Below are 24,167 nucleotides of genomic sequence, written 5' to 3' on the forward strand. Positions count from 1 at the left end.
CAGCGCTTCTTTCGGGTTCCGAATGAAGCAGTAGAACCGTCCCCGTGCTTCCCTTCCTTAAAATATGCTTTTCATCAAAAGAAACCGCTAGGCTTTTTCCAAAAGGACAAGGCTTAGCGGTTTTTTTAATAGTGAGGCACTGAAACCGTCCCCATGCCTCACCAAATTCCGACGTTTTTTTGCAAAAGGATGGGGTAGAAGGGGAGTGGGGTATTAATTTCATGTGAGGAGGACGATGGATGGTTAAAGAAAATCGCAATGATTCGAACGTGAATAAAAAACAGGAGCAGTTGGATCAGTTCAAGGTGGATGATCATGGGAAGAAGATGACAACTAATCAAGGGTTGAAGGTGTCGGAGGATGAGTTTTCCTTGAAAGCCGGCGTGCGCGGGCCGACGTTGATGGAAGATTTTCATTTCCGGGAGAAGATGACGCACTTCGACCATGAGCGGATTCCGGAAAGGGTTGTGCATGCCCGCGGGTTTGCGGCTCATGGCGAGTTTCAGGTGTATGAGTCGATGAAGGAGTTCACGATGGCGAAGTTCCTAAACGACCCATCAAAGAAGACGCCGGTATTTGTCCGCTTTTCGACGGTACAAGGTTCGAGGGGTTCGGCGGAAACGGTCCGCGATGTGCGCGGATTTGCGACGAAGTTTTATACAGAGGAAGGGAACTATGACCTCGTTGGCAATAATATGCCGGTTTTCTTCATCCAGGATGCGATCAAGTTTCCTGACCTAATCCACGCGGTAAAGCCGGAGCCGCATAACGAAATGCCGCAGGGTGCGTCCGCCCATGATACGTTCTATGACTTCGTTGCCAACAACCAGGAGTCGGCGCATATGGTGATGTGGCAAATGTCTGACCGGGCGATTCCCCGCAGTTTCCGGATGATGGAAGGCTTTGGCGTACATACGTTCAGGTTCGTGAACGAGCAAGGAAAGGCCCATTTTGTCAAATTTCACTGGAAACCGGTGCTTGGCGTCCACTCGCTTGTGTGGGACGAGGCCCAAAAGATTTCCGGCAAGGATCCGGACTTTCATCGCCGCGATTTGTATGAGTCAATCGAAAGTGGCCAATATCCGGAGTTTGAGCTGGGCGTCCAATTGATTCCTGAGGAAGAGGAGTTCAGGTTTGATTTTGACATCCTCGATCCAACGAAGCTGTGGCCTGAGGAAGAGGTGCCCGTCAAGATTATCGGGAAGATGACCTTGAACCGCAATGTCGACAACGTGTTCGCCGAGACGGAACAAGTCGCCTTCCATCCTGGCCATGTTGTGCCAGGTATCGATTTCACGAATGATCCGCTTTTGCAGGGCCGGCTGTTTTCTTACACCGATACACAGTTGCTGCGCCTTGGCGGGCCGAACTTCCACGAGCTGCCAATCAACCGCCCTGTCTGCCCGTTCCACAACAACCAGCGCGACGGGTTTGGGCGCCAGACAATTAATATCGGCCAGGTGAACTACCATAAGAATTCCCTTGCGCAAAATACACCTGAACCAGCAGCGCCCGAGGAAGGCGGGTATGTCCATTACCAGGAGAAGGTCGATGGCCGTAAAATTCAGGCGCGCAGTGACAGCTTCAAGGATCATTTCTCCCAGGCGACAATGTTCTGGAATAGCATGACCCCGCCTGAAAAGCAGCACATCATTGATGCGTTGACCTTCGAACTCGGCAAGGTGAAATCACCGGATGTGCGCCAGCAGGTTGTCGATATGTTCGCCAATGTGAGCATGGAGCTGGTTACCCCGGTTGCTGAAGGGATTGGGGCGCGAGTTCCGGAGCCGAGAGAGCCTGCGTCCACGAAATCATCGCCAGCACTTAGCATGGCAAACACAGTGAAAACCCCTAGGACACGCAAAATTGGGGTGCTCATTGCTGACGGTTTCAGCGGCAACGAAGTGAAAACAATTCTGGATACGCTAAAGGCAGAAGGCGTGATTCCTGAAATCATAAGCGAAAAACTGGGCGCCGTAAGAGGAACGGACAATTTCGAGCTCCCTGTCCAGCACACGTTCCTGACAGCCGATTCAGTCCTTTTTGATGCCATCTATGTGGTCGGCGGGACAGAGAACACCCCGAAATTCAAGAAGGCCGCAATGACCTTCCTCCAAGAAGCATTCGAGCATCACAAGCCGATTGGAGCAACCCACGCCGGGGCCGAAATCGCGCAACAAGCCGGGATCATCGGTGCGCCAGGCGTTGTCACAGGTGGCGAACCGGCTGATTTTGCAGGGCAATTTGTCCAGGCCATCGCTGCCCACCGTTTTTGGAACAGGCAAGTGCAGTAATCTATTTAAGGCTACTTCGCGCAAAATAAAAACCTCATATCCAAAAAAGAAACTCGAAATCCGCATGGCAACAAAGCCAGCGGATTTCTTGTTATTAGTGGTTTTTACATTTCTCGTTCTGTGTTGCGTAAATCTATCCGGCAATATCCGGAAATTTTTTATGTAATTCGAGTGATATTTTGCCCCAAAATACCCTCGGGGGAAATAGATCCGGCCGTTGAAATGAAATTAAAGCTGGTGCGGCTGGCAAACTCAGAACCGTCCCCATTTAGCCAAGTCGCTGAACGAACCAGATGAGGCCCATGCCCATGATGAGGGAGGAGCTGGTTGTGACGAAGGCGGGGAAGCGTTTGTATCTTCGTAAGTAGGCAAGCACAGGGAAGACGAGTGCGACAATGGTGATTTGGCCGATTTCCACTCCAAGGTTGAAAAAGAGCAGGGATGAGGCGACTGTGCTTGTGGACAGCTGCATTTCCTGCAAGATGCCGGCGAATCCGAATCCGTGGATTAGGCCGAAGAAAAGGGTGATGAGCCAGCGCTTTTTCGTTTCCCATTTCAATATGTTTTCGATGGCGACATAGACGATGCTAAGGGCGATTCCAGCTTCGACGAGTTGGCTTGGTAGTGTGACGATGCCAAGTGTAGCAAGCCCAAGGGTTATGCTGTGCCCGAGCGTAAAGGCAGTAACGATCTCGACAACCCGACCGAGTGAAATAGCAGCCGGAAGGATCAAGCATAAGACGAACAGGATGTGATCATAGCCAGTTACAATATGCTCGATGCCAAGGATGAAAAAGTTGGTGGCCTGGCGGAGCCAGTTGCGCTCGCCGATTACCATTTCGCGCTCAGCAATCGTAAAAGTGAATTCTTGTGTCCCTTTTTCACCATCGACCGTAGCGAAGTTGATGTGGGAGCGGTTGATATCATCGACAAAAAGATTATAGGCAACCCGGGTGGATTCACCGGCGCATGGATACTTGAATTGAAAATGGGCAAGCGGATAATTGTCGGTAGTCATGCTGACGCTTGTTCTTGTGAGTTCCGGCTCACAAATCAGCTCGTCACGATATACGTTCATTCCCGAGGTTATGTAGTTTGTAATGGTTTTTTCATTTTCCGATAAAACATGTTCAAGCTTCATCATGTCGTCCGCAGCTTCAAATTCAGGAATGAACTCGAATGCTTCGGCAAGCTCGGAAAAATCGAGACTAAGGTCGACAATGACCTTTTCAGCTCCGTCCTGAACGTCCATGTAGCCATAGCTGTTGGCATGGGCACTTGCGTTTGCTGGAAGGAAGCTCGTCAGGATCAGTGATAATAAGAGAATAAAAGAATTCAATTTTAGGATACGTTTCATAAGGCCAAGTGGGCTCCTTCCTTTTTTGAGTAAACAATGAAATGGAGATGGAGTCAATGAGACTCATCTCCATTCACACCCGCGTATACAGGTTTAAACACAGCTAGAAACTAGCCGGGTCAATTCAGTTTATTGATTGGCTGGTTTCGTTTCTTTGATTTGCTTTTCGCCACTTGGGGTTTTGTTGATTTCAAAGCCGTCGAACAGTTCTCCAGTAGCGGTACGAGCTTCATAGGAAAGCTTGTTTCCATTTACCCTTACTAGCTGGTACAACTGTGTATTCTTGGTTGACTTCTTTACTTCAGCCCCATTGTCATCCCAGTTTTTCGTAGTAAAATCGTACATTTTAGGACCGGATACTGAGACGACGAAGACGGTGTCGCTCTTTTCACTCATTGCATTGGTTCCTTCTGAAACATTAGTGACCATACCGCGGGCGTAGTTGTGATCATGCCCTTGCAGGACGAGGTCTACGCTGTATTTTTCAACTAAAGGCATCAGCTTGTCACGGACTTCCTTGTTGTCGCGGCCAGGAGATGTCGCGAAAATTGGGTGATGGAATGTCAAAACTGTCCACTTGTTCGGGTTGTTCGCCAAAACCCCATCAAGCCATGTAATTTGCTTGTCCAATTCTGTACCGCGGAGGTTGGTATCAAGCGTGACAATGCGCATCCCCTGATAATCAGTGTAATAGACGTTTTCCTTAAACTCGGCAGGACCGTTTTCCGGGAAAGCAAATTGCGGCTGCCAGTATTGGGATAGGCCTCGTGGCGCACCTTGTACAATTTTGGAATATTCATGGTTCCCGGCGGCAACAATGCTAGGGACCATGCCGTTAATCCAGCCGCCAGCATGGAACCATTCGCCCCATTGCTCATCTGCATCACCGTGGTTGATCAGGTCGCCGGCATGGATGATGAAGTCGGCTTCAGGAAGGTCGGAATAGGCATTGCGGATAACCCGGGACCAGTGTTCTTTAATGTCATTCTGCGCGTCGCCAACGTAAACAAAGGAGAATGGCTCCTCCTTGTCAGAAGCTGTTTCAAATTCAAACCACCACTCCAGTTTATGCCGTCACCAACCCTGTACAGGTACTTCGTTTCCGGCTGGAGACTTTTGAAGTTAACCGTATGGAACTTTGCCGTGTATTCCTGGTTTCCTTTTACTTCGCTCGTACTTTCAGCATTAACGGTTGTCGCTTTGGCTTTGAAGGCCGGGCCATCTTCGGCAATTGCGATTTGAGCTTGAGGAGTGACAACGCTTGTATCGGTGCGCCAGGTAACTGCTTGCGTGGTGGCAGTGTCACCTTTCCAGGTCAGGACTACCCGATCAGGAACAGGGGTAGGCTTGTACGTCTCGGCAGCCGGATACTTTGTTGCGGCGAGGTCGGCAAGAACCACATTCATTGTAGGAACTGCGCCAACCAGCAAGGCCGACAATAATAAGGTCCTTCCCTTCGTGCTCTTCAATACCTTCTTAACATCCATTCAACTCATCTCCCAACTTTGAATTATGTAATACGAATCAATCGTAGCAATGGGATATGAAGTGGATGTTGACGGCATGTAAAAAAACGTTAACCCGTATAAAACAGGAAAAAGGTCTCGATGTTGGCGGATTGGGGACGGTTCTATTGCTTCCTTTTAGTTTTAGAGGGGCCTAAGGTAAGGCTATAAAGGATAAAATGCAGGAGGAAATGCCTAAAGCGGGATTTATGTCCGTGAAAATGTTTGAATATTTGTTATCTTATTATTAACTTTGTAAATTGCTTTTTTACAGAAGTCCCAAAAACAAAAAGGAGTGGAGTGATAAAAATGTCGATAATGGAGCCCTTCCCCTTTTTTTTGCAAAAATGTCTTAATAGACGATTATTTATTGTAAAGTTAGACCGATGTTGAGATAGTTAAATAGAATCACAAATAAAAAGGGGTGAAGACGATGCCTTGGGAGACCCTTCCAAGCTGGTTTTGGATTATGTATTATTTATTTTTATTGGTCACATTAGCAGCAGGAATCGTAAATGTTTTCAGGAATAGACTGGCGGTGCTGTCCGTTTTCGCCATAGCCCTCACGATCACCATTCCAATCATTGGTCTCATCAATAGTATTGGCAGGGAGGATGGGATGAATGAATTCGAGCATCTCGTTGCCCAGCTGCAGCTAGGGTCACTCTGGGCCATTTATGTTGCGATGGGATTATTTTATCTGCTAATATACTGGGCTGTCCTCCTCAAGAAAAAGAAAACGAGGTGAAAATCATGGTTGCTTCCTTCGCTCTTTTGCTATATCCTGACAGCCATCTTCACAAAAAAGAAGCAATCCTTATACGACCTTCTTGCAAAAACGCATGTTATCAAGACCAAATAACTATAACCTTTTTGCAAAAAGTGAACCTTATAAGTACGATTGAATCCTTTCATACGAGTGATCATTCAGCTGTTGAAACATGTCAATCGTCGGCCGGAGATTCGCTTCAATAATCCAAATCAGGCCTTGTTGGTCGACGCCTAAATCGATTCCGAACGCCCTCGTTGTTTCGACCCAATTTGATAGATGCTCAACAATCATGAGGGATAGGATCCGAAGCTTCTCGATGATTTCTTTCGTATTTGGATGTTGTAAAGAGGATTTATTCAGAGCTGTTTTAACGGGGAGAATGGCTTTTGAAGCATTTGTGATGACGAAACCATCCTCCGCTAGTTTCGCGCATGCAGCGGTAACGGCCCACTTGTCCGAATCATTCTTTTTCTGAACCATGACACGGATATCAAATGGATTCGTCCCGATGGTAGCCAGGGGGATCCGGTTTTGAATCATGTAAGGCGTGTTTTTTTCCAGGAACCACTTCGTGAGGAGTTCGAAAACTTTCTTCCTATCCTTTATCACCGTTTTGAAATTTTCGTGATGAAGTTCAAACGAGTCCTTACCTAGCCGTGAAATTTGGACAATCCCTCTTCCGAAAGCGCCATTGGTTGGTTTCACCATCACACGTTCATAGCGGCCGACCATCCGTTCCAATGACTCTTTTTTCAAAATTTCTGTCACAGGAAGAAACCCTTTCAATTTATAATGCTGCTTCATCCATGTATGGAGCGCCCATTTATCCCTAAAGCTCATTTGTTTCATCACCTCTAAACCATGTCGTTCCCTCCCAATTAGATTATTTCTCAATCGTTTTTTTGACTGTGCTTCTTTTGGCAAACAGTAATTGGCGCTTTGTTAATAAGCGATAGCTTTTCGTGTACTTCAAAGATTTTCGCGCGTATGTTATCGAAGCCGTAGCTTTTTAGACGGGCTGAGTGCATCTCCAGGAATTTTTGGGCAGTTTCTTTGGACTCGAATAAATAGACCCCGCCGGATTCTTTCGTTTCCGCATTTTCTGTCCAAATCTTCCAGATGACGCCAGGCTCATTGTTGATGCTTTTTGCTAAATCCTCTTTCTCCTTAAACTTTTCCTCACCGAATGGGCCATCCGATTTAAAATCAATTTGCACTAAATATTTCAAGCCGCACACTCCTCGCTGTTTTTTACTATATGAAGGCTGAACTAAAGAATTGTACATAGTTGATTGGAGTGGAAGGCACGTAGACTCCTGCGGGATGTAGCGGCAAGGTGGAGACCCCACAGGCGCCCAAGCGCCGAGGAGGCTCCAGGGACGCCCCGCGGAAAGCGAAGTGCCTGGAGCGCAAATCAACGACAACGTTCAAAAGTTAAGTTCATTTTATATAGTATCACCTTGGCAAAAAATAATAATGAATGACGCTCATAAAGTGTAACTCGATTCATGATATAAAGCATTTCTTTTTCATAAGCGTTGATTTTTATTTTGCAAAAGAAAAAAGGTTTTTACATAAATCAATAATATTTTATTGTAATTCAATAAATTTTTGTTTATACTCAATTCATACTTACTGTGAGAGGTGCTTTTTATGAAACGAGGTTCGACACTTTTTTTAAAGATGGCTGTGATAATTATGGGGATTCCCGTTCTTGCTATAGGCATATTTGGGTTGTATTGGTTGATAAGAAATCCGGCGAACCCGGATTATGCCCACATCCTTTATCCGATTGTCATTGGCATGTATCTAGCTGTGATTCCATTTTTCGGAGCATTGGTTCAAGCATTTAAACTGTTGAGCTATATTGACAGGAACGAGGCTTTCTCGGAATTGTCTGTGAAAGCTCTGAAAAACATTAAAATGTGTGCGCTGATATTCAGTGGTTTGTTCGTGGCAATTCTGCCATTTGTATATGTCGTGGCAGAACTGGACGATGCACCAGGACTCATCATCATTGGAATGGTTCCTGTTTTTGCTTCACTCGTCATCGCAGTCTTTGCCGCTGTTCTCCAAAGGCTTTTGCAAGAGGCGATCAATATCAAATCTGAAAATGATTTAACGGTCTGAGGTGAAAGCAATGGCGATTATTATAAATATTGATGTGATGTTGGCAAAAAGGAAAATGAGCGTAACCGAGCTTTCGGAGCGGGTTGGAATCACGATGGCGAATCTGTCCATTTTGAAAAATGGCAAGGCCAAAGCAATTCGGCTATCGACTTTGGAGGCGATTTGCAAGGCTTTGGACTGTCAGCCGGGGGATATTTTAGAATACAGGCCGGATGAAGGTAGTCACGAATAATCAATAACAAAGGCGTTGATTCTAAGGAGGATTGCGCCTTTTTTTGCCGAACGACGAGCCTCTTTTTCAAAAAAAGGAAGCCGAATGCCCAAATTTATGGTACAGTTGAAGAATATTTCAAAAGATAGTAGGCGAACAATATGATCGAGATCAAAACATCTCCACTGAGTGATGGAGAATTCAATAGAGGCGTTTTTGCAACATGCGATATCAAAAAAGGGCAGCTTTTGCATGAGGCGCCAGTCATTTCTTATCCGAACGACCAGCATCCCCACATTGAGAAAACGTTGCTTGCGGATTACGCATTTGAGTATGGGAAAAACCACACCGCGTTTGTGCTAGGCTATGGCATGCTGTTTAACCATTCGTATGAACCGAATGCGACGTATGAGATTAACTTTGACAATCACACGTTTGACTTCTATGCTTACAAAGATATTAAAGCAGGCGAAGAAATTCTCATTAATTACAATGGCGACGAGGATGACAAAGAGCTGCTTTGGTTTGACCAGGAATAATAACGGACCGACGGGAAATGGAGTTAGATAATGAATAAACGATGGACGATTGGCAAAATAAAAGAGTTTGTTGAAAAAAATTCGGAAAGCGCGCTGTTATCGACGGAATACCACGGCTTTTCGCAAAAGTTGCTTTTTAAATGCGCATGCGGCAACAATTTTGAAAAAACCTTCACGAAATTTAAAAATAACCATCAGCGAAAATGCGAGGCGTGCCAACCGCCAAAAGCGTCACGCTAAACGAAGCGCCGATTTCTGTTCATCAGAAGTCGGCGTTTTTTTTTTGCAAAAGTGTCTTATTTGAAAAACAACGCAATAACTGTTATAATTATATTTAGTTCGAGATAATTTAATTAAGGATAAGTTCGGACCATTTTTTAAGTGAATATCTTGAAATAAGGATTCTTGACTTAAAATAAGTTTTTTAATTTTTATTAAGGAAATTAATAATAAGGGACGCTAATAAAAAGGAAGTGTGGCAAGATGACAAAGAAAACAACGGGAATCCATCATATCACTGCGATTGTAGGGCATCCGCAGGAAAACGTGGATTTTTACGCAGGGGTTTTGGGGTTGCGGCTTGTGAAGCAAACGGTCAATTTTGACGATCCAGGCACGTACCATCTTTATTTCGGTGATGAAGGCGGAAACCCGGGAACGATCATTACATTCTTCCCGTGGGCGGGTGCCTATCAAGGGAAAATCGGCGATGGGCAAGTAGGGGTTACCTCTTATGTCGTTCCCGCAGGCGCCATGGAGTTTTGGGAAAAAAGGCTCGAGAAATTCACGATTCCGTTCACGAAAAGTGAGCGATTTGGCGAACAATACCTCCAATTTACCGATCCGCACGGGCTTCGCCTAGAGATTGTTGAAAGGGAAGCAGGAGAGATGAATGGCTGGAAGTTTGGCGAAGTAACTCCTGAAGTCGCCATCAAAGGGTTTGGTGGGGCGACCCTGTTTTCAGCCCAGCCAGAGAAAACGGCAGAACTTTTGCAAAAGGTCATGGGTCTTGAGCTTGTTGGAGAAGAAGGAGACCTTATCCGGTTCCGCTCATCAGCTGCTATCGGAAATGTCATCGATCTGAAGGCATCGCGGTCGGGCCGTGGCCAAATGGGCGTCGGCACGGTGCACCACATCGCGTGGCGGGCAGTTGATGATGAGGAACAATTGGATTGGCAAAAGCATGTTTCGGCAAATGGGTACGGCGTCACCCCGGTTCAGGACAGAAATTACTTTAACTCCATTTATTTCAGGGAGCATGGCGAAATCTTATTTGAGATTGCAACCGACCCTCCAGGATTTGCCCATGACGAGTCACAAGCAACAATGGGTGAAAAATTGATGCTGCCTGCACAGTATGAACAATTCAGAGGCAGGATTGAACAACATCTGCTTTCGTTTGAGGTAAGAGAACTAGATTAAAAACAGAAGATTTTTGCAAAAGAATAGCTGGACCTCGTATAGAGGTTCGTATTCTGGAGGAGGATATAGAATGAAGCATATATTCAATAAAGGCCAGGATAGCACTAGGCCGACGTTATTATTGCTGCACGGAACAGGGGGCAATGAATTGGACCTGCTTCCGCTCGCAGGAATGATTGATGAGACGGCGTCCGTGTTAAGTGTACGCGGGAATGTGCTGGAAAACGGAATGCCGCGTTTCTTCCGCCGTCTAGCGGAAGGAGTTTTTGACGAAGAAGATCTTATCTTCCGGACAAAAGAACTGAATGAGTTCCTTGATGAAGCTTCCGAAAAGTATGGATTTGACCGGGGCAACATCATGGCACTTGGGTACTCAAATGGAGCGAATATCGCAGCGAGTCTGCTGTTTCATTACAAGGATGCTTTAAAGGGAGCGATTCTACATCATCCGATGGTTCCAAGAAGAGGGATTGAACTCCCTGATCTTGCAGGAAAGTCTGTATTCATCGCAGCTGGGACAAACGATCCGATTTGTCCTGCGGCAGAATCAGAGGACCTGAAATCCTTGCTTGAGAAGGCGAATGCGAGCGTTGAACTGCATTGGGAGAATAAAGGCCATCAATTAACGATTGAAGAGGTGCAAGCCGCGGCGAGTTGGTATCGAAACCTTATAGGTATGTAAACAGATAGAAAGGGTAATATATAAAACTGGGTGGTGCATGGAATGGGTTTTTGGGCTAGGTTATTTGGAAAATCACAACAACGGGAGGCAGAAGAAATGACGAACGTTAAATTAGCAGTTATTTTTTACAGCATGGGCGGAACGAACTTCCAACTGTCAAAATGGGCTGAAGAAGGCGCGAAGGAAGCGGGCGCCGAGGTAAGAGTATTGAAAGTAGAGGAATTGGCTCCTCAATCCGTTGTGGAAGGGAACGAAGTTTGGAAGCGCACGACTGAAGCTACCAAAGATGTTCCGGTCGCTACTTCAGAAGATCTCGAGTGGGCAGACGCGATCATCTTCAGCGTTCCAACAAGGTTCGGGAACATGCCTTCCCAAATGAAGCAATTCCTTGATATGCAAGGCGGCTTGTGGGCAACTGGCAAAACAGTCAACAAAGTGGTCAGCGCCATGACATCCGCGCAAAATCCGCATGGCGGACAAGAAGCAACGATTCTTTCCCTTTATACATCGATGATGCACTGGGGTGCCATCATCGTCCCACCAGGTTACACAGATCCTGTTTTATTCGGGGCAGGCGGCAACCCGTATGGGACAAGCGTGACAGTCGGCGAAGACGGCAAAATGATCGATGACGTCGAAGCAGCCGTCAAGCATCAAGCGAAACGCACCGTAACCGTTGCGGAATGGGTCAAAAAAGCTAATCAATAAATTATTTGAGCTAACCAAACCTTGAGTTTGGTTGGCTTTTTTTATTTGTGTGCTCCATGTTCGGACAGAGAATGAGGTACTAGGCGTTTCGCTGTCCGAAGAAGACGCCCCCATAGGACAGCCTTACTCTATTTTGAGCAAAGAGAAATCATTCCGAAGTGCGCTGTTTCTTTAGCAAGTCACGCACTTGTTACACGAATGCAATTAAGTAAAAAAATATTTAATATGGTAAAATAAGGTGTAAGGGTTGATTGCTTCAATAAGAATGGGGGGATTACATGAGCAATCTAGCAGTGAAAACAGAGAAAGGGCCGCTTGTCTTTGTATGGGCCATCATCCTTTTCATAAGCAGCCTCTTTATGCCGATTGTGTTCATTTCCTGGATTCAAGATCTATTATTCTACTCAAAATCTCATTGGTTTTTTGTCGCGCCCCAATCTGCTTATGTTGCCTTTATGATTGGCATGGCGTGGATTCCGATCGTTATGATCGTGTATTTAATCATGAACTACAAATATGAGCTCAAGTTCCTGAAAATGTTCTCCCTGCTTATCGCTTCCTTAAGCATTCCCGTAATGATCTTTTCGGCTACAACGTACTATTATTTCGATGATAACGGCTTGCACTATAATCGCCTCGAATCGTTCAATCAACTCGAAACGTATGAATGGGAAAGTTTTAAAGAAGTGAAAAAGAACTATGCGAAACGGCAAAACACGACATATCTGAAGGAATACATATTTATTTTGAAAGATGATTTGGAAATCGCGATTCCATACGAAGGCGATATCAGGCACAATGAGTATAGACTGATGGATAAGCTAAACGAAAATAATGTAACAATCACCGATAATTATATGGATCAATACGAATGAATGAAAATTGGTCCATGTTGTTTTATGAGGTGCTTTGGTCCAAGAGGATTAAGGCATCTTTTTTTGTGGACTTGTGATGGAAGAATAAAAGAAATTCTCCTCTTCTAGTGCAGTAACCAATATCGTAAACTTTCCGTTAAATTAAAGCAGGCTAATTTTGCCAAAAGAAGAACCTGCATGCAATATACTTGTTAGTGAGCTTCAGTCCCTTTAGATCATGCCAATTTTGCACATGAAAATATCGTTTTTTCCTAGCTATGTGTAGTGGGCTCCTGGGGGCATTTAATTTGGCTTGGCAAAACAGCGAACCAGACAGATGAAAAAATCATTCATTTTTTAAAAGCCAATCCACTAACATTATCGGGGTGAACGAACGTGCCAATTAGCAAAAAACCTGAATTTCCTGCTCTGGAAACTGAAAGAATGAATCTACGAATCCTGACTCTTGATGATGCTGAGGATGTGTTTAATCATTTCGCGGATTCCGAGATTACGAGGTTTATGGATATTGAGCCTCGCAAAATACGGAGGAAGCTGAAGAAATCATTACATACCATTTAGAGGACGCGGGCTGCAGGTGGGGGTTGTACGATAAAATTAGCTGAAGGTTCATTGGAACGGTTGGATTTCATTATTTAAGAAATAATGAGAAATTGATAGCGGAAATGGGGTTTGATTTGGCTAAAGCTTACTGGGGCAAAGGCTATATGACCGAGGCCATGGAGGAAGTCATTCAATTTGGTTTTGCCAAAATGGGGCTGGACATCATTGATGCCACAGTGGAACCGGAAAATGAACAATCCATTCATTTAATGAGGAAGGTAGGATTTAAAAAGGATGCAGAGCTCAAGGACAACTTAATATATTTCACATTAACAAAGCCAGACGCATAAAGATGAAGCAAGGGGACGGTTCCAGCGCTTCATTCGGGACCCGAATGAAGCAGTAGAACCGTCCCCTGCCTCACTCTTTCAGCCGCGGTTTTGCCGGGTCGCAGTTGGGCTTTGGGAGGTTTGCGGATTCGCTGAGTTTTTTGAGATAGTAGCATTCTTCACGGAACATGTGGTCCGCCATGAGCGGGGCGAATGTCCCAAGCGCTTCCTTGCTTAACCGGAGTTCCTCGATTTCCTCCAAAAACTGTTGGAATAGGACGATTTCCAGCTGCGCATCGGAGTTAAACTTGGACAGGGCTGGAAATTCTGCTAGACTCGTTCTTAAATAGCCAGCCATTTCAACGGCCTTCAAGTAAAACTGTTCAAAATGCTTCGTGAAGGTATCACTTTTCTCTTTTAACCTCTTCTCGACTTGGTCTAAATTAGTGGAAATCGCACCGGAGTGGCCGGCCGCATCCAGCAGCCAGAGAAGATGGTGATGCACCTCATGATATAGGGGAGGGACTTGGCCGGCCTTAACATGCTCCAAAACTCGGACGTACTCATCCAGTTCGTTCAGCATATGGTTGATAAAGGTAGGGGAAAGGTGAATTTTTATTTTTCCAACAAGGTGTTCGCGCAACAGTGACAGTTTGAATTCCCGCAGCCTAAGTACCTCGGCTTCAGCTCTGGTCGCCAGTTGTCTTGGATCGGCTGTTCTTGCCTGAGCGAGCAGCGTATCAAATTCCCGGATAAATTTTTCGGCCATTTCAATTTCCCTTTTTTGCACGGGGGCAAGCGCTTCATGAATAAACCGCGAGTGATCACCTAATATTTGGAGCCAAAACAAATGCTCATCCCTAGTTGTTTTTTCAAAATCAACCGCCATTATGGTCCCTCCCTAAAAAATCGTTTGTCCTCTTAATGTGTATTCCTTGTTTAGGGTGCTTATGAGTTTACTTAAGGTGGATTACGATTGATGCACCGGTGATGCACCGGGACGGTTCCACTGCTTCTTTCGTGTCTCGAATGAAGCGCTGGAACCGTCCCCTGCCTCACTCGGTGACGCTTTGAAGCGATCAGAACCCATGTCTTTCTTAAATTTACATTTAGTTTTGAAGGGGGTATTTTGCAAATGGAACTGAAATGGCTCGATTGGGCAAGACAACTTCAAGCGATTGCACAGACTGGACTGACGTATTCCAAGGATGTGTATGACTTGGAACGATTTGAAGAAATACGAAAAATAAGCATTGAGATGATGGCGGAGCAAACCGGTGTGGATAAAAAAACGATAACGGACTTGTTTGCGAATGAAACAGGCTATGCGACTCCGAAAGTTGATATCCGGGCGGTTGTGTTTAGGGATAACAAAATCTTGATGGTCAAAGAAAAAGCAGACGGCAAGTGGGCTTTACCAGGCGGCTGGGCCGACATCGGATCAACTCCGAGCGAAGTGGCGGTCAAAGAAGTGAAAGAAGAATCCGGCTTTGATGTCAAAACGGTCAAATTGATTGCTGTTCTTGATAAAAAGTGCCACCCCCATCCACCTTCTCCCTTTTACTCTTACAAACTATTTATCCAATGCGAGATCGTAGGAGGGCAGCCTGAAGAAGGAATCGAAACAAGCGGCGTCGGTTTTTTTTCCGAAAATGAACTACCGCCGTTGTCGGTCGACAGGAATACGGAATCCCAAATTCAAATGGCTTTTAAACATTTACATAACCCTGGGGAACGTGTTTTGTTTGATTGAGCAGGCTGCTGCTTGGAGGTTAGTGCTTTTTTGCGTGAAAAGTTAATAAAATAGTTAATAAAAAGCTGCTTTAAAGGGGGGAGTGCAGGTGATCAAGATAAAAGGCTCACATTCAGAAGCAACGGTTTTTTCCAATTATCCTCAGGGAACGGCTCTGGAACAGATTCAGGAATTGTGCAATCAATCTTTTTTGAAGGATACAAAGATTCGGATTATGCCTGACTATCATGCCGGGAAGGGCTGTGTCATTGGCACGACCATTCAGTTGAAGGACAAAGTCGTGCCGAACCTCGTCGGGGTGGATGTTGGCTGCGGCGTCCTTACAGTGAAGCTTCAGGACAAAAAGGTTGATTTCGAGAAACTGGACCAGGTTGTCCGAACGAGAGTCCCAAGTGGGATGGATGTGCACACGGTTGAGAGCGCGGAGCTCATTAAAACAGATTTTCCGGCGATAACTGAGTTTAAAGCCGAGCATATCCTTAGTGAAAAGAAAAGCCTCGAGTCGTTGGGCACGCTTGGCGGGGGCAATCATTTCATTGAAGTGTCGGTTGACGCTGATGGAAACCATTACCTGACCATCCATACGGGCAGCCGTTACGTCGGGTCAAGAATCGCCACGTATTATCAAAAAGTGGCCATTTCAAAATTACGCAAACAAGATTTAATAGAAACTATTGAAAAATTGAAAGCTGAAGGACGCCAAAAGGAAATCCAAAGGGTCATTCAAAGCTATAAGGAAACGAACCCGGTCATCCCGGATGCTTTGGCTTTCTTGGAAGGAAACGATTTTCAAAATTATATCCATGATATGAAATTGGCCCAAGCCTATGCAAAAGCAAACCGCGAAGAAATTGCGCGTGTTTTGATTGACAATATAGGTTTTGAAGAAATGGACCGTTTCGATACGGTGCACAATTATATTGATACCGAGAATTTAATTTTGCGAAAAGGGGCCGTTTCCGCTCAAAAAGGAGAACGTCTCATTATTCCAATCAACATGCGGGACGGATCAATCCTTGCGGTTGGAAAAGGAAACGAAGAGTGGAATTACTCCGCGCCACATGGAGCCGGCCGACTCCTTAGCCGGACGAAAGCCAGAAATACACTTAACATCACTGAATTTTACGATACCATGAAAGGGATTTGGTCGACCTCCGTTTCCGAAGAGACCCTCGACGAAGCACCAATGGCGTACAAGTCAATGAACGAGATTTTAGAAAAAGCCGAGGAAACCGTTGGAATTTCCACAATTATAAAACCAGTCTATAACTTTAAAGCGAGCGAAAAATATATCCCTGGCCGGTACAAAAAGAAAAAATGATTGTTTTCTACGTCACTGTTCCGAGAGTAGTTTTGAAAGTAAACGCATATAAAGTACCATATGAAAAGCATGGGTGATTCCCAAAAGAATTCCCATGTTTTTTGTTTTTTAATAAAATTAAGACTATTCATACATTTTTTAGAGCGTTATGATGATAAGGGGAGTTGGAAGATATTTGTCTCGGTTGCTGAATAAATACTGAAAGAAGTTAAAAAAAGGGGGGGGGAATCATGCAAACGATTAATTTATTGATTAGCGCCATTTTGCAAGTGATTTTTTTCTCTATTATTCCTTTTCTCTGGTGGGTGATTTTTTGGAGAAAAGAAGCGACATTTTTTAAAAGGCTGGGTTTTAAAAGGCCGGTTATTCAAAATAAAGCGAGATATTTGATTATCTTTGCGGCAACAATTATTTTATTATCGATTCCGTCATTGTTCATTATCCCATTGTTTGTCGATCAATCGGTATTGGCTACCACTCAATTTTACGGACAAGGCGCATTAATGTTAGCGCCTGCTTTGATTTATGCTTTTTTGCAAACTGGCCTATCAGAAGAAATATTATTTAGAGGCTTTTTAACGAAAAGACTCATTCGTAAATTTGGTTTTATGGTTGGAAATGGGTTGCAAGGTCTGCTGTTCGGGCTGATGCATGGGGTGCTGTTTGTGTCGAGTGCAGGGATGTTGGGAGCAATTATCATTATTTTAATCACAGGTATGGCTGGATGGTTAATGGGGTGGATCAATGAAAAAGAGTCAGATGGTTCCATTATCTCAAGTTGGCTGCTTCATGGTATTGTTAATGTTTTAGCATCATTTTTTGCGATGTTTGCGATAATTTAATATATAATTCTTTCGTATGGGATACGATAATCCCATTGTAGATACATAAAATGTGTTCCCTGTATCAAAAAGTGAAGCACTGGAACCGTCCCCTGCTTCAATTGGACATGCTAATGAGGACTAAATAATGATTTAAGGAGTTGTTTTTTATGGGTAAGGTACTACCGTTTTTAATGTTCCAAGATGGAAAAGCAGAAGAGGCGATGAATTTTTACACATCTTTGATGAAGAATTCCGAAATCAAACGGATTGTTCGGTATGGAGCGAATGAACCTGGAGATGAAGGCACCGTGATGCAGGCGGTTTTTTCCGTGAACGGACAGGAATTTATGTGCATCGACAGCAATGTGAGGCATAAGTTTACATTTACGCCATCATTCTCGATCTATGTCGCTTGTGAAAATGAGGAGGAACTGGACAGGCTTTACGAGAACCTGATTGATGGCGGACAAGCCCTTATGCCGCTTGGCAATTATGGTTTCAGTAAGAAGTTTGGCTGGGTGAATGACCGGTTCGGCGTTTCGTGGCAGATCGATCTTCCTTTTGAAAATAAGGCGGAATAGCCTTTTTACAAAATAAAAGGGGGGAGCTTCGAAGACATGTTTTATGTGAATGTGGAAGGTGCGGTTTATAAGGAAGATAAGTGGCTCGTCGTTGGACGGAGTGCGAAAGAAGAACACGCCGGCGGACTTCTGTCACTAGTTGGCGGGAAGGTGGAAGATGAGGGCCAGTCCACGAAAATTCTCGAAAGAACCCTACATAGAGAGCTGTTCGAAGAGGTGGGCGTGAAGGTGAAGGAAGGAATGGATTATGTGAGAAGCACTTCCTTCACGATCGCGGATGGCAGTCCGGTGGTCGATATTGTGTTCATGTGTGAATTCGATGAGGGAGAGCCTTTTGCCAAAAGCGTTGATGAAGTTGATGCTGTCTATTGGATGACGGCAGGGGAAATCGCTGCCCACCCCGAAGCTCCGATTTGGCTAATTGACAGCATAAAGGAAGCAGAAGCGCTCCGGAAATTAAGAGTAGCACGTTAATTCAAGAGGGCTAAACGCCCTTTTTTTGTCTTTTTCAAAACTTTTAGGGAAACCTACTTTTGAGGTGAATCCCGTGATGAAGAAGTTCATAATAACCGTTTTGCTAGCTGGGTTAATTCCCACCACAAACGCTGCTGCCCAAACCGAACGGCCAATCGAAATCTTCGATGTGATGAAAGGCAAAGTAATTTTGACAACAAAATCTACCCCGAATGTGCAGAGGGAAGTAAAGAAGTACATCGAAGGGATAACAGGCGTTTTTCCAAAAATAAACCCGATTCCAAGCGAAGGATTTATGATTCGAGTTCCTCTCGAACCCGCTGTTATCGTGAACACGCAATTGTTCCGTGGGCCCGTCAATGAAGTTATTATCATATTTTCCGGCCAGGAAGAACCGTATTTAATGTTTCTAGATGATAAAAACAGGCTCCTCGTCTTCACGTTTAAAGGGAATACAGACCGTTTGTTGGAGTTGTTGAACTTTAAACGATTCCGTCCACTCAAGCATCAAGATTGACCGTGCAAAAAACCTTCGATACTATTGTTGATATATCAACGTTATTTAGGCAACGTTAAAGAGGAGGCGGAGCCATTGGATGTGAATCAGCATATTGGACTCTTAATCCGCGACGCCGATTTGACGATTGCCAATTATGTGAAGAAGCAATTGGCGCCGTTCAACCTTGCGCCTGAGCAGAATCTCATCATGATGATGCTTTGGGAAAAGGACGGGATCTCGCCGAATGAGCTCGTCTCGTGCCTGAAAAAGGACAAAGGCAATATCGCCCGCATGATCGCGAGCCTGGAGAAAAAGGGCTACATCCAGCGAATTGACGACCCGAGCGACAAACGCACGTTCAAAATTCACTTAACCGAAGAAGGCAAGCGGCTTGAAGGAGTCGTTGAACCGATTCTTCAAGAGGCAACCCGAACCGTCACGAACGGAATCAGCCCGGAACAAGTAACGGAGCTGCAAGAAATTTTGAAAAAAATCATCCATAACCTATCAGGAGGCATGTCAACATGAAAATCGTAGCAATCGTGGGAAGCATCCGAGAAGAATCACTGAATATGTACTTGGCAAAAACAATGCAGGAGCGCTACCAGGACAAGCTGGACATCGAAATCGCCGACATCCGTTCTTTGCCTCACTACGACCAGGACGAAGAAAACAATCCGCCGCAGGCAGTGAAAGAGTTCAAACAACAAATCGCGAATGCGGACGGGGTGATCATCCTGACCCCGGAATACAACTGGTCCATACCGGGCGTTCTGAAAAACGCACTCGACTGGGCTTCCCGCGTGGAAAAAGTATTCATCGGCAAACCCGTTTTCCCGATGGGCGTCACAATGGGAACGCTCGGCACGATCCGCGCACAACTGCACCTGCGTGAAATTCTGACGGCCCTCCAGGCAAAACAGGTCCCGCCAGCAGGAAACGAAGTGCTCATCGGCCTCGCCAACCAGAAATTCGACCTGCAAACAGGCAAGCTGGTTGATGAAACAACCCTCGGTTTCCTTGATAGTAAAATTGAAGTATTCATTGACTTGATTAAGTCCGCTTAAGGGCTTTTTGGCAAAAGAACATAATTTGTACGTTGGGATGCGTTTCCGCTGTGAAGTGGGAACGCATTTTTTATGAGTATGGTACCACTCATATTCTGTTTTTCCCTAACTTAATACAAAATTTGCTATGAAAAGGAAGTTAAAGACCCTTATAATTAAATCACAAGTTGATCTAAAGAGGTGAAAAAGTGGAAATCCCTATATTTCTTATGCTAATGATCATATCAATTTTAATTTATAAAGGCAGGCAAAACGGCAGCATGAAATTTTCTGCCAAAAAACTAATTTTGGGATTCATCCTAACGATTGTAATGATTAATGTCATCTTGTTTTTATTAATGTAGATAAAGAGGGGGCGTTTTAGCGAAACGTTGCCTAAGTTCGGACAGAGATTGATGTAAATGCCGGCTTTCTGTCCGAAGATGGCTTCCCTTCGGACAGTGATTCACCAAGATAGCCGTCAGCTGTCCGAATTTGCTCCGGGTTCGGACAGAGATTGAGGTAAATGCGGGCTATCTGTCCGAAGATGGCTTCCCTTCGGACAGTGATTCGCAAAGATAGCCGTAAGCTGTCCGAATCTGCTCCGGGTTCGGACAGAGATTGAGGTAAATGCGGGCTATCTGTCCGAAGATGGCTTCCCTTCGGACAGTGATTCACTAAAAAAGCCGTAAGCTGTCCGAAGTTCCCCCAGGTTCGGACAAAGATTGATGTAAATGCGGGCTATCTGTCCGAAGATGGCTTCCCTTCGGACAGTGATTCGCAAAGATAGCCGTAAGCTGTCCGAAGTTCCCCCAGGTTCGGACAGAGATTGATGTAAATGCGGGCTAGCTGTCCGAAGATGGCTTCCCTTCGGACAGTGATTCACCAAGATAGCCGTCAGCTGTCCGAATCTGTTCCGGGTTCGGACAGAGATTGAGGTAATCCCGGCTGCGTGAAAATGTGCAAACACATCCCTTTATCTCGAAATGTATATAGCAATAATCAATTAAGAAGTGCAGCTGTTGGCAGGAAAAGGCCGTGATCTGAAGAAGAACTAAACTAACCGTATAGTATCCTTTAAATGGGAAAAAGGAGGCCGAAGCTATGATAGATGAGAAAAAAATGAACGAACTGTTCCAAAAAAATCGATTCACCTTTTTGATGATCAACATCATAGCAATTGTGATTCATACTGGCACCTCATTTACTTTTGTCATCCCGGGGTTAAAAGGTTTCGACTGGACATTCTTTGCAATTACCCTATTTTATTATTTTTTCATGGGAACTATTTTTGCAGGATTGTTTAAACGACGGTTTTTATTGGTATTCACGACCAGCTTCATATTGAGTGCCGTAGGAATGGGCTGGCGCTTGTGGCTCGAATGGGGAGAGGTCAGCCTAGCGGCGCATATGAACCCGGTTCTAATCATTGGCTATCCCTGTATCGTCGCAACAATCATTTTATTGATGTATTTTATTTCTGCAAAATTAATGCCAAAAAAAATACCGCCTAATAGCATTTTGCAGGACAGGAGGAGAATTTAGTTTATGATTTTTTAGACTCATTAATGAGGCGATAGATTAAAAGGCTCTCAACTACACTTCGCAGGCTCCGGTGGTCAAAATTTGGGAACCTGGATAAGTTAGACAAGCTTTTTAATTCGGAGGGATGGATGTGATAAGGTTCTGTTCTCGTTTGATATTTCTTTGACTCCTTTTTGCCATCGTCATGGCTTTCGGAATGGAATTTTACTAATGTCAGTCCATTAGAATCAATGTAATCGTAATAAAACCAGGCAATTTTTTCATCCTTAATGTGTTCTGTAGCTAAAATCTTTGTTCCGTCATCAAGTAAAATTGTTTTTCTAATAACTGACTGGGATGATGCCATTCCGCTTTGGTCACCATCCCGTATATCCAGTACAAATGGAAACTCGCTACGAATTTGCTCGTAATTCGTCAGAGGCAACTTTAAATTCTGTTTCTTTCTTTTCCCTCGTTGATTATTAGCCATCCAATTTGCCCATTTCCTTTAGCACAAATTCCCACTCTGCTCGATCCCTTGCCTCTTGACGGTCTAATTGCTCTTTTATTCCTAATGTCTCTTCAAATGTGCCTTTGTATTTTTTAATAAAATGAGCGTTTATACGTTCATACTCCTCATTCTCATCTGCTGCTGGTAATTCGTTATAATTATTTATTGTCTTATAAAAATTCTCCATGATTTCTTGTACTTTAAATTTCTCACGGGTAACACTAAAATAAGTTGCTGTTTCAGGAATTTGGGCATGCTTTCCCTTCCCCTTTTTTTCTACCCCAATTAAGCGGCCATCTTTAATCCAATTACTTACAGTCGCAAGCGTTACTCCCATTGCATCTGCAAAGTCACTCGTACGATACCATCTGGCCTCGTCGATCGCGAAGTCTGTTTTGGCACCTGCTAAAATTACTTGTGTAAGTAATGATGCAACTGCATTTTCTAATTGTTCTCTTGATAAATCCTCTGTTTTTTCTCGATAAATAAATGGGGAAATCTTATCATTGGAAGCACCAACAACAGTTTGGACATTTGCAAGTGACTTATAAATAGATAATAAATCTTCAGCTTGAAACGTATGAAATGCACTGGGCAATGTCACTTCCATTTCCTTCGTAATTTGATTTACTCGCTCAATTTCTGTTTGCAATAGCATATATATCACCTCTTGTCCCTCCATTATATAAGGTTCAATACCCAAGTTCAAATGAAATTAAAACAATATTAAAATGAAGTTAAACAAAAGTTAAAATAAAATTTAAATTACTAAATTATATTGCGGTATAAACTATTTTTATACTTCTTCAAAAAAAAATTTTTGATGCATTATTATTAGTTGCTAAAACAACCCAAGCCTTCCTGGATGAGTGAGGCACTGGAACCGTCCCCTGCTTCATTGCTGACGAATAGCTGTTTGTTATAAGATGTAGATGATGGATTTATGAGCAAATTAGTGGGGAATCCCAAACTTAAAGGATGTGCCAAATAAATGAATGTAGAGATGGTTATGCAGGAGCTTGAGGCTCTTGGCAAGGAACGGACGAAGAAAATGTACATATCGAATGGTGCGCATGAGCCGCTTTTTGGCGTGGCTACTGGCGCTATGAAACCAATTGCCAGGAAAATAAAAATAAACCAGCAGTTAGCTGATGAGCTTTACGCAACGGGGAATTACGATGCGATGTATTTTGCGGGCATTATTGCTGACCCTAAGGCCATGACGGAGTCTGATTATGATCGTTGGATGGGTGGGGCGTATTTTTATATGCTTTCCGATTATGTCGTGGCCGTTACTCTATCAGAGTCAGATATTGCTCAGGAAGTGGCTGATAAATGGATCGCAAGCGGTGAAGAGCTGAGAATGTCAGCGGGCTGGAGCTGCTACTGCTGGCTTTTAGGGAATCGGCCAGACGTTGAATTTTCAGATGAGAAAATTTCCAACATGCTTGATCTTGTCAAAAATACAATCCATGATGCGCCGGAACGAACGAAATCCGCTATGAATAATTTTGTATTCACCGTGGGGATTTCGTATTTGCCGCTACATGAAAAGGCAGTTGAGACCGCGAAGGAAATAGGGACTGTAGAAGTCAAACGGCCGAACAAAAAGAGCAGTCTCCTTAATGCTTACGAGAGCATTCAAAAAGAAGTCGACAAGGGAAGAGTTGGTTTTAAACGTAAGTATGTGAGGTGTTAAAGTTAATCTGGTGGAAAAGTATTTTTGAGGAACTGGAATAAACTACGAAATGCGTTGTCCGAATGGATTAACGCATTTTTTTCGTTTAGAAGCCACTACTTTTGGTAGGTTTTGTTTTTGTAACACCCGGGCTGTCCGGAGACATACTGAATTTGGACAGGGAAGCAAGTTTCAATCGTTTCTCATTTGGAGGAAGTCTGGTGTTCGGACAGTGATTAACATATTTATAAAGCTAGGTACAGGAGAAGCTGTACCCCGTTCCAGACACTGACCTAATTGGCAGACATGAAAACCCTCAGAGTAGGAGCGCTAATTGTGACGAAATTTTGACAGACTCGGATATCCCTGTGAAATTTATTGATATAATGAAAATTTTATTGATATCCGCCGAAAATTTTTTGATAAAACTAAAAAAGTGACCGATAAAAATAATGGCCCCCCATAGAAAGAGAGCTTCACCTTGTTTTTACCCCTCCCACCAGATATATTTTTCCTTAAATTAGCAAAAAAACGCCGACCAACCCGATAAAACAAGGTTGGCCGGCGTTTTCAATTGCTTTTTTAACAA

The 24,167-nt window shown here is 44.2% G+C and carries 30 protein-coding genes; 22 read left to right on the forward strand and 8 right to left on the reverse strand.

Features of this window, described 5'->3' with window-relative positions:
- The first annotated feature begins 239 nt into the window (after nt 1-239).
- Entirely contained in the window at nt 240-2,294 is a 2,055-nt protein-coding gene (locus D1B31_RS13920; RefSeq protein ID WP_118921388.1) for a catalase, read from the forward strand.
- 268 nt (nt 2,295-2,562) lie between these two features.
- Here D1B31_RS13920 and D1B31_RS13925 read toward each other — a convergent pair whose 3' ends face one another.
- From D1B31_RS13925 to D1B31_RS13935, 3 genes are all read right to left on the reverse strand, one after another.
- Nucleotides 2,563-3,651 carry a HupE/UreJ family protein gene (locus D1B31_RS13925; protein WP_118921389.1) on the reverse strand — a complete coding sequence of 363 codons (1,089 nt, stop codon included), beginning with the start codon at nt 3,649-3,651 and terminating at the stop codon, nt 2,563-2,565.
- Between the two features lie 129 nt (nt 3,652-3,780).
- Complete coding sequence (locus tag D1B31_RS13930) at nt 3,781-4,632, reverse strand: metallophosphoesterase family protein (protein ID WP_338036478.1); 852 nt, start codon at nt 4,630-4,632, stop codon at nt 3,781-3,783.
- Nucleotides 4,548-5,138 (reverse strand): fibronectin type III domain-containing protein, encoded by a 591-nt coding sequence (locus D1B31_RS13935; protein ID WP_118921391.1) that lies wholly within the window; start codon nt 5,136-5,138, stop codon nt 4,548-4,550. The genes D1B31_RS13930 and D1B31_RS13935 overlap by 85 nt, the downstream gene beginning before the upstream one ends.
- Before the next feature lie 451 nt (nt 5,139-5,589).
- Between D1B31_RS13935 and D1B31_RS13940 the strand changes: the two genes are divergently transcribed.
- Nucleotides 5,590-5,904 (forward strand): hypothetical protein, encoded by a 315-nt coding sequence (locus tag D1B31_RS13940; RefSeq protein ID WP_118921392.1) that lies wholly within the window; start codon nt 5,590-5,592, stop codon nt 5,902-5,904.
- Nucleotides 5,905-6,045: 141 nt separating this feature from the next.
- Here the strand turns inward: D1B31_RS13940 and D1B31_RS13945 are convergent, their stop codons facing one another.
- Together D1B31_RS13945 and D1B31_RS13950 are read right to left on the reverse strand one after the other, a co-directional pair.
- A complete protein-coding gene (locus tag D1B31_RS13945; RefSeq protein WP_118921393.1) occupies nt 6,046-6,777 on the reverse strand; it encodes a YheC/YheD family protein in 732 nt (243 codons plus the stop codon).
- Nucleotides 6,778-6,818: 41 nt separating this feature from the next.
- Nucleotides 6,819-7,157, reverse strand: a complete 339-nt coding sequence (locus D1B31_RS13950) for a monooxygenase (RefSeq protein ID WP_118921394.1) — start codon at nt 7,155-7,157, stop codon at nt 6,819-6,821.
- A 424-nt stretch (nt 7,158-7,581) separates the two neighbouring features.
- Here D1B31_RS13950 and D1B31_RS13955 point away from each other — a divergent pair, with 424 nt between their 5' ends.
- The 10 genes from D1B31_RS13955 (at nt 7,582) to D1B31_RS25135 (ending at nt 13,388) form a co-directional block, all read left to right on the forward strand.
- Nucleotides 7,582-8,058: a DUF2975 domain-containing protein gene (locus D1B31_RS13955; protein WP_118921395.1), complete on the forward strand. Its 477-nt coding sequence runs from the start codon at nt 7,582-7,584 to the stop codon at nt 8,056-8,058.
- Between the two features lie 10 nt (nt 8,059-8,068).
- A complete protein-coding gene (locus D1B31_RS13960; RefSeq protein WP_118921396.1) occupies nt 8,069-8,290 on the forward strand; it encodes a helix-turn-helix domain-containing protein in 222 nt (73 codons plus the stop codon).
- 140 nt (nt 8,291-8,430) lie between these two features.
- Nucleotides 8,431-8,808: an SET domain-containing protein gene (locus D1B31_RS13965; RefSeq protein ID WP_118921397.1), complete on the forward strand. Its 378-nt coding sequence runs from the start codon at nt 8,431-8,433 to the stop codon at nt 8,806-8,808.
- Between the two features lie 30 nt (nt 8,809-8,838).
- The gene (locus tag D1B31_RS13970; RefSeq protein ID WP_118921398.1) at nt 8,839-9,048 is read left to right on the forward strand and encodes a hypothetical protein; all 210 of its coding nucleotides are present in this window, start codon (nt 8,839-8,841) and stop codon (nt 9,046-9,048) included.
- Between the two features lie 243 nt (nt 9,049-9,291).
- Nucleotides 9,292-10,230 (forward strand): ring-cleaving dioxygenase, encoded by a 939-nt coding sequence (locus tag D1B31_RS13975; RefSeq protein WP_118921399.1) that lies wholly within the window; start codon nt 9,292-9,294, stop codon nt 10,228-10,230.
- A gap of 70 nt (nt 10,231-10,300) precedes the next feature.
- Complete coding sequence (locus tag D1B31_RS13980; RefSeq protein WP_118921400.1) at nt 10,301-10,912, forward strand: alpha/beta hydrolase; 612 nt, start codon at nt 10,301-10,303, stop codon at nt 10,910-10,912.
- Nucleotides 10,913-11,008: 96 nt separating this feature from the next.
- On the forward strand, nt 11,009-11,620 hold the full coding sequence (gene wrbA, locus D1B31_RS13985; RefSeq protein WP_118921519.1) for an NAD(P)H:quinone oxidoreductase: 612 nt from the start codon (nt 11,009-11,011) through the stop codon (nt 11,618-11,620).
- A 278-nt stretch (nt 11,621-11,898) separates the two neighbouring features.
- On the forward strand, nt 11,899-12,495 hold the full coding sequence (locus tag D1B31_RS13990) for a hypothetical protein (RefSeq protein ID WP_118921401.1): 597 nt from the start codon (nt 11,899-11,901) through the stop codon (nt 12,493-12,495).
- Nucleotides 12,496-12,918: 423 nt separating this feature from the next.
- Nucleotides 12,919-13,056 (forward strand): hypothetical protein, encoded by a 138-nt coding sequence (locus D1B31_RS25130; protein ID WP_338036476.1) that lies wholly within the window; start codon nt 12,919-12,921, stop codon nt 13,054-13,056.
- Nucleotides 13,057-13,160: 104 nt separating this feature from the next.
- Nucleotides 13,161-13,388 carry a GNAT family N-acetyltransferase gene (locus tag D1B31_RS25135; RefSeq protein ID WP_338036477.1) on the forward strand — a complete coding sequence of 76 codons (228 nt, stop codon included), beginning with the start codon at nt 13,161-13,163 and terminating at the stop codon, nt 13,386-13,388.
- Nucleotides 13,389-13,458: 70 nt separating this feature from the next.
- Here the strand turns inward: D1B31_RS25135 and D1B31_RS14000 are convergent, their stop codons facing one another.
- Nucleotides 13,459-14,256 carry a DUF2935 domain-containing protein gene (locus tag D1B31_RS14000; protein ID WP_118921402.1) on the reverse strand — a complete coding sequence of 266 codons (798 nt, stop codon included), beginning with the start codon at nt 14,254-14,256 and terminating at the stop codon, nt 13,459-13,461.
- A gap of 246 nt (nt 14,257-14,502) precedes the next feature.
- Here D1B31_RS14000 and D1B31_RS14005 point away from each other — a divergent pair, with 246 nt between their 5' ends.
- From D1B31_RS14005 to D1B31_RS14045, 9 genes are all read left to right on the forward strand, one after another.
- A complete protein-coding gene (locus D1B31_RS14005; protein WP_118921403.1) occupies nt 14,503-15,120 on the forward strand; it encodes an NUDIX hydrolase in 618 nt (205 codons plus the stop codon).
- 88 nt (nt 15,121-15,208) lie between these two features.
- Complete coding sequence (locus D1B31_RS14010; protein ID WP_118921404.1) at nt 15,209-16,441, forward strand: RtcB family protein; 1,233 nt, start codon at nt 15,209-15,211, stop codon at nt 16,439-16,441.
- A gap of 230 nt (nt 16,442-16,671) precedes the next feature.
- Nucleotides 16,672-17,283: a CPBP family intramembrane glutamic endopeptidase gene (locus D1B31_RS14015; RefSeq protein ID WP_204563022.1), complete on the forward strand. Its 612-nt coding sequence runs from the start codon at nt 16,672-16,674 to the stop codon at nt 17,281-17,283.
- A 149-nt stretch (nt 17,284-17,432) separates the two neighbouring features.
- Entirely contained in the window at nt 17,433-17,846 is a 414-nt protein-coding gene (locus D1B31_RS14020; protein WP_118921405.1) for a VOC family protein, read from the forward strand.
- 36 nt (nt 17,847-17,882) lie between these two features.
- Nucleotides 17,883-18,320 (forward strand): NUDIX hydrolase, encoded by a 438-nt coding sequence (locus D1B31_RS14025; protein ID WP_118921406.1) that lies wholly within the window; start codon nt 17,883-17,885, stop codon nt 18,318-18,320.
- A 76-nt stretch (nt 18,321-18,396) separates the two neighbouring features.
- Nucleotides 18,397-18,837 (forward strand): hypothetical protein, encoded by a 441-nt coding sequence (locus tag D1B31_RS14030; protein ID WP_118921407.1) that lies wholly within the window; start codon nt 18,397-18,399, stop codon nt 18,835-18,837.
- An 81-nt stretch (nt 18,838-18,918) separates the two neighbouring features.
- On the forward strand, nt 18,919-19,347 hold the full coding sequence (locus D1B31_RS14035; RefSeq protein WP_240035275.1) for a MarR family winged helix-turn-helix transcriptional regulator: 429 nt from the start codon (nt 18,919-18,921) through the stop codon (nt 19,345-19,347).
- Nucleotides 19,344-19,886: an NADPH-dependent FMN reductase gene (locus D1B31_RS14040; RefSeq protein WP_118921408.1), complete on the forward strand. Its 543-nt coding sequence runs from the start codon at nt 19,344-19,346 to the stop codon at nt 19,884-19,886. Before D1B31_RS14035 ends, D1B31_RS14040 begins: the two co-directional genes overlap by 4 nt.
- A gap of 1,083 nt (nt 19,887-20,969) precedes the next feature.
- The gene (locus tag D1B31_RS14045; protein ID WP_118921409.1) at nt 20,970-21,410 is read left to right on the forward strand and encodes an ABC transporter permease; all 441 of its coding nucleotides are present in this window, start codon (nt 20,970-20,972) and stop codon (nt 21,408-21,410) included.
- 1 nt (nt 21,411) lies between these two features.
- On the opposite strand, the gene D1B31_RS14050 is transcribed toward D1B31_RS14045, so the two are convergent.
- Both D1B31_RS14050 and D1B31_RS14055 read right to left on the reverse strand, forming a co-directional pair.
- Nucleotides 21,412-21,879, reverse strand: coding sequence for a DUF6516 family protein (locus D1B31_RS14050; RefSeq protein ID WP_118921410.1), 468 nt, complete (start codon nt 21,877-21,879; stop codon nt 21,412-21,414).
- The gene (locus D1B31_RS14055; RefSeq protein WP_118921411.1) at nt 21,872-22,558 is read right to left on the reverse strand and encodes a helix-turn-helix domain-containing protein; all 687 of its coding nucleotides are present in this window, start codon (nt 22,556-22,558) and stop codon (nt 21,872-21,874) included. The genes D1B31_RS14050 and D1B31_RS14055 overlap by 8 nt, the downstream gene beginning before the upstream one ends.
- 333 nt (nt 22,559-22,891) lie before the next feature.
- Here D1B31_RS14055 and D1B31_RS14060 point away from each other — a divergent pair, with 333 nt between their 5' ends.
- A complete protein-coding gene (locus D1B31_RS14060) occupies nt 22,892-23,599 on the forward strand; it encodes a DNA alkylation repair protein (protein ID WP_118921412.1) in 708 nt (235 codons plus the stop codon).
- Nucleotides 23,600-24,167 lie beyond the last annotated feature (568 nt).

It is taken from the genome of Neobacillus notoginsengisoli (assembly GCF_003515685.1).
In the GTDB taxonomy this organism is placed as follows: domain Bacteria; phylum Bacillota; class Bacilli; order Bacillales; family Cytobacillaceae; genus Bacillus_D; species Bacillus_D notoginsengisoli.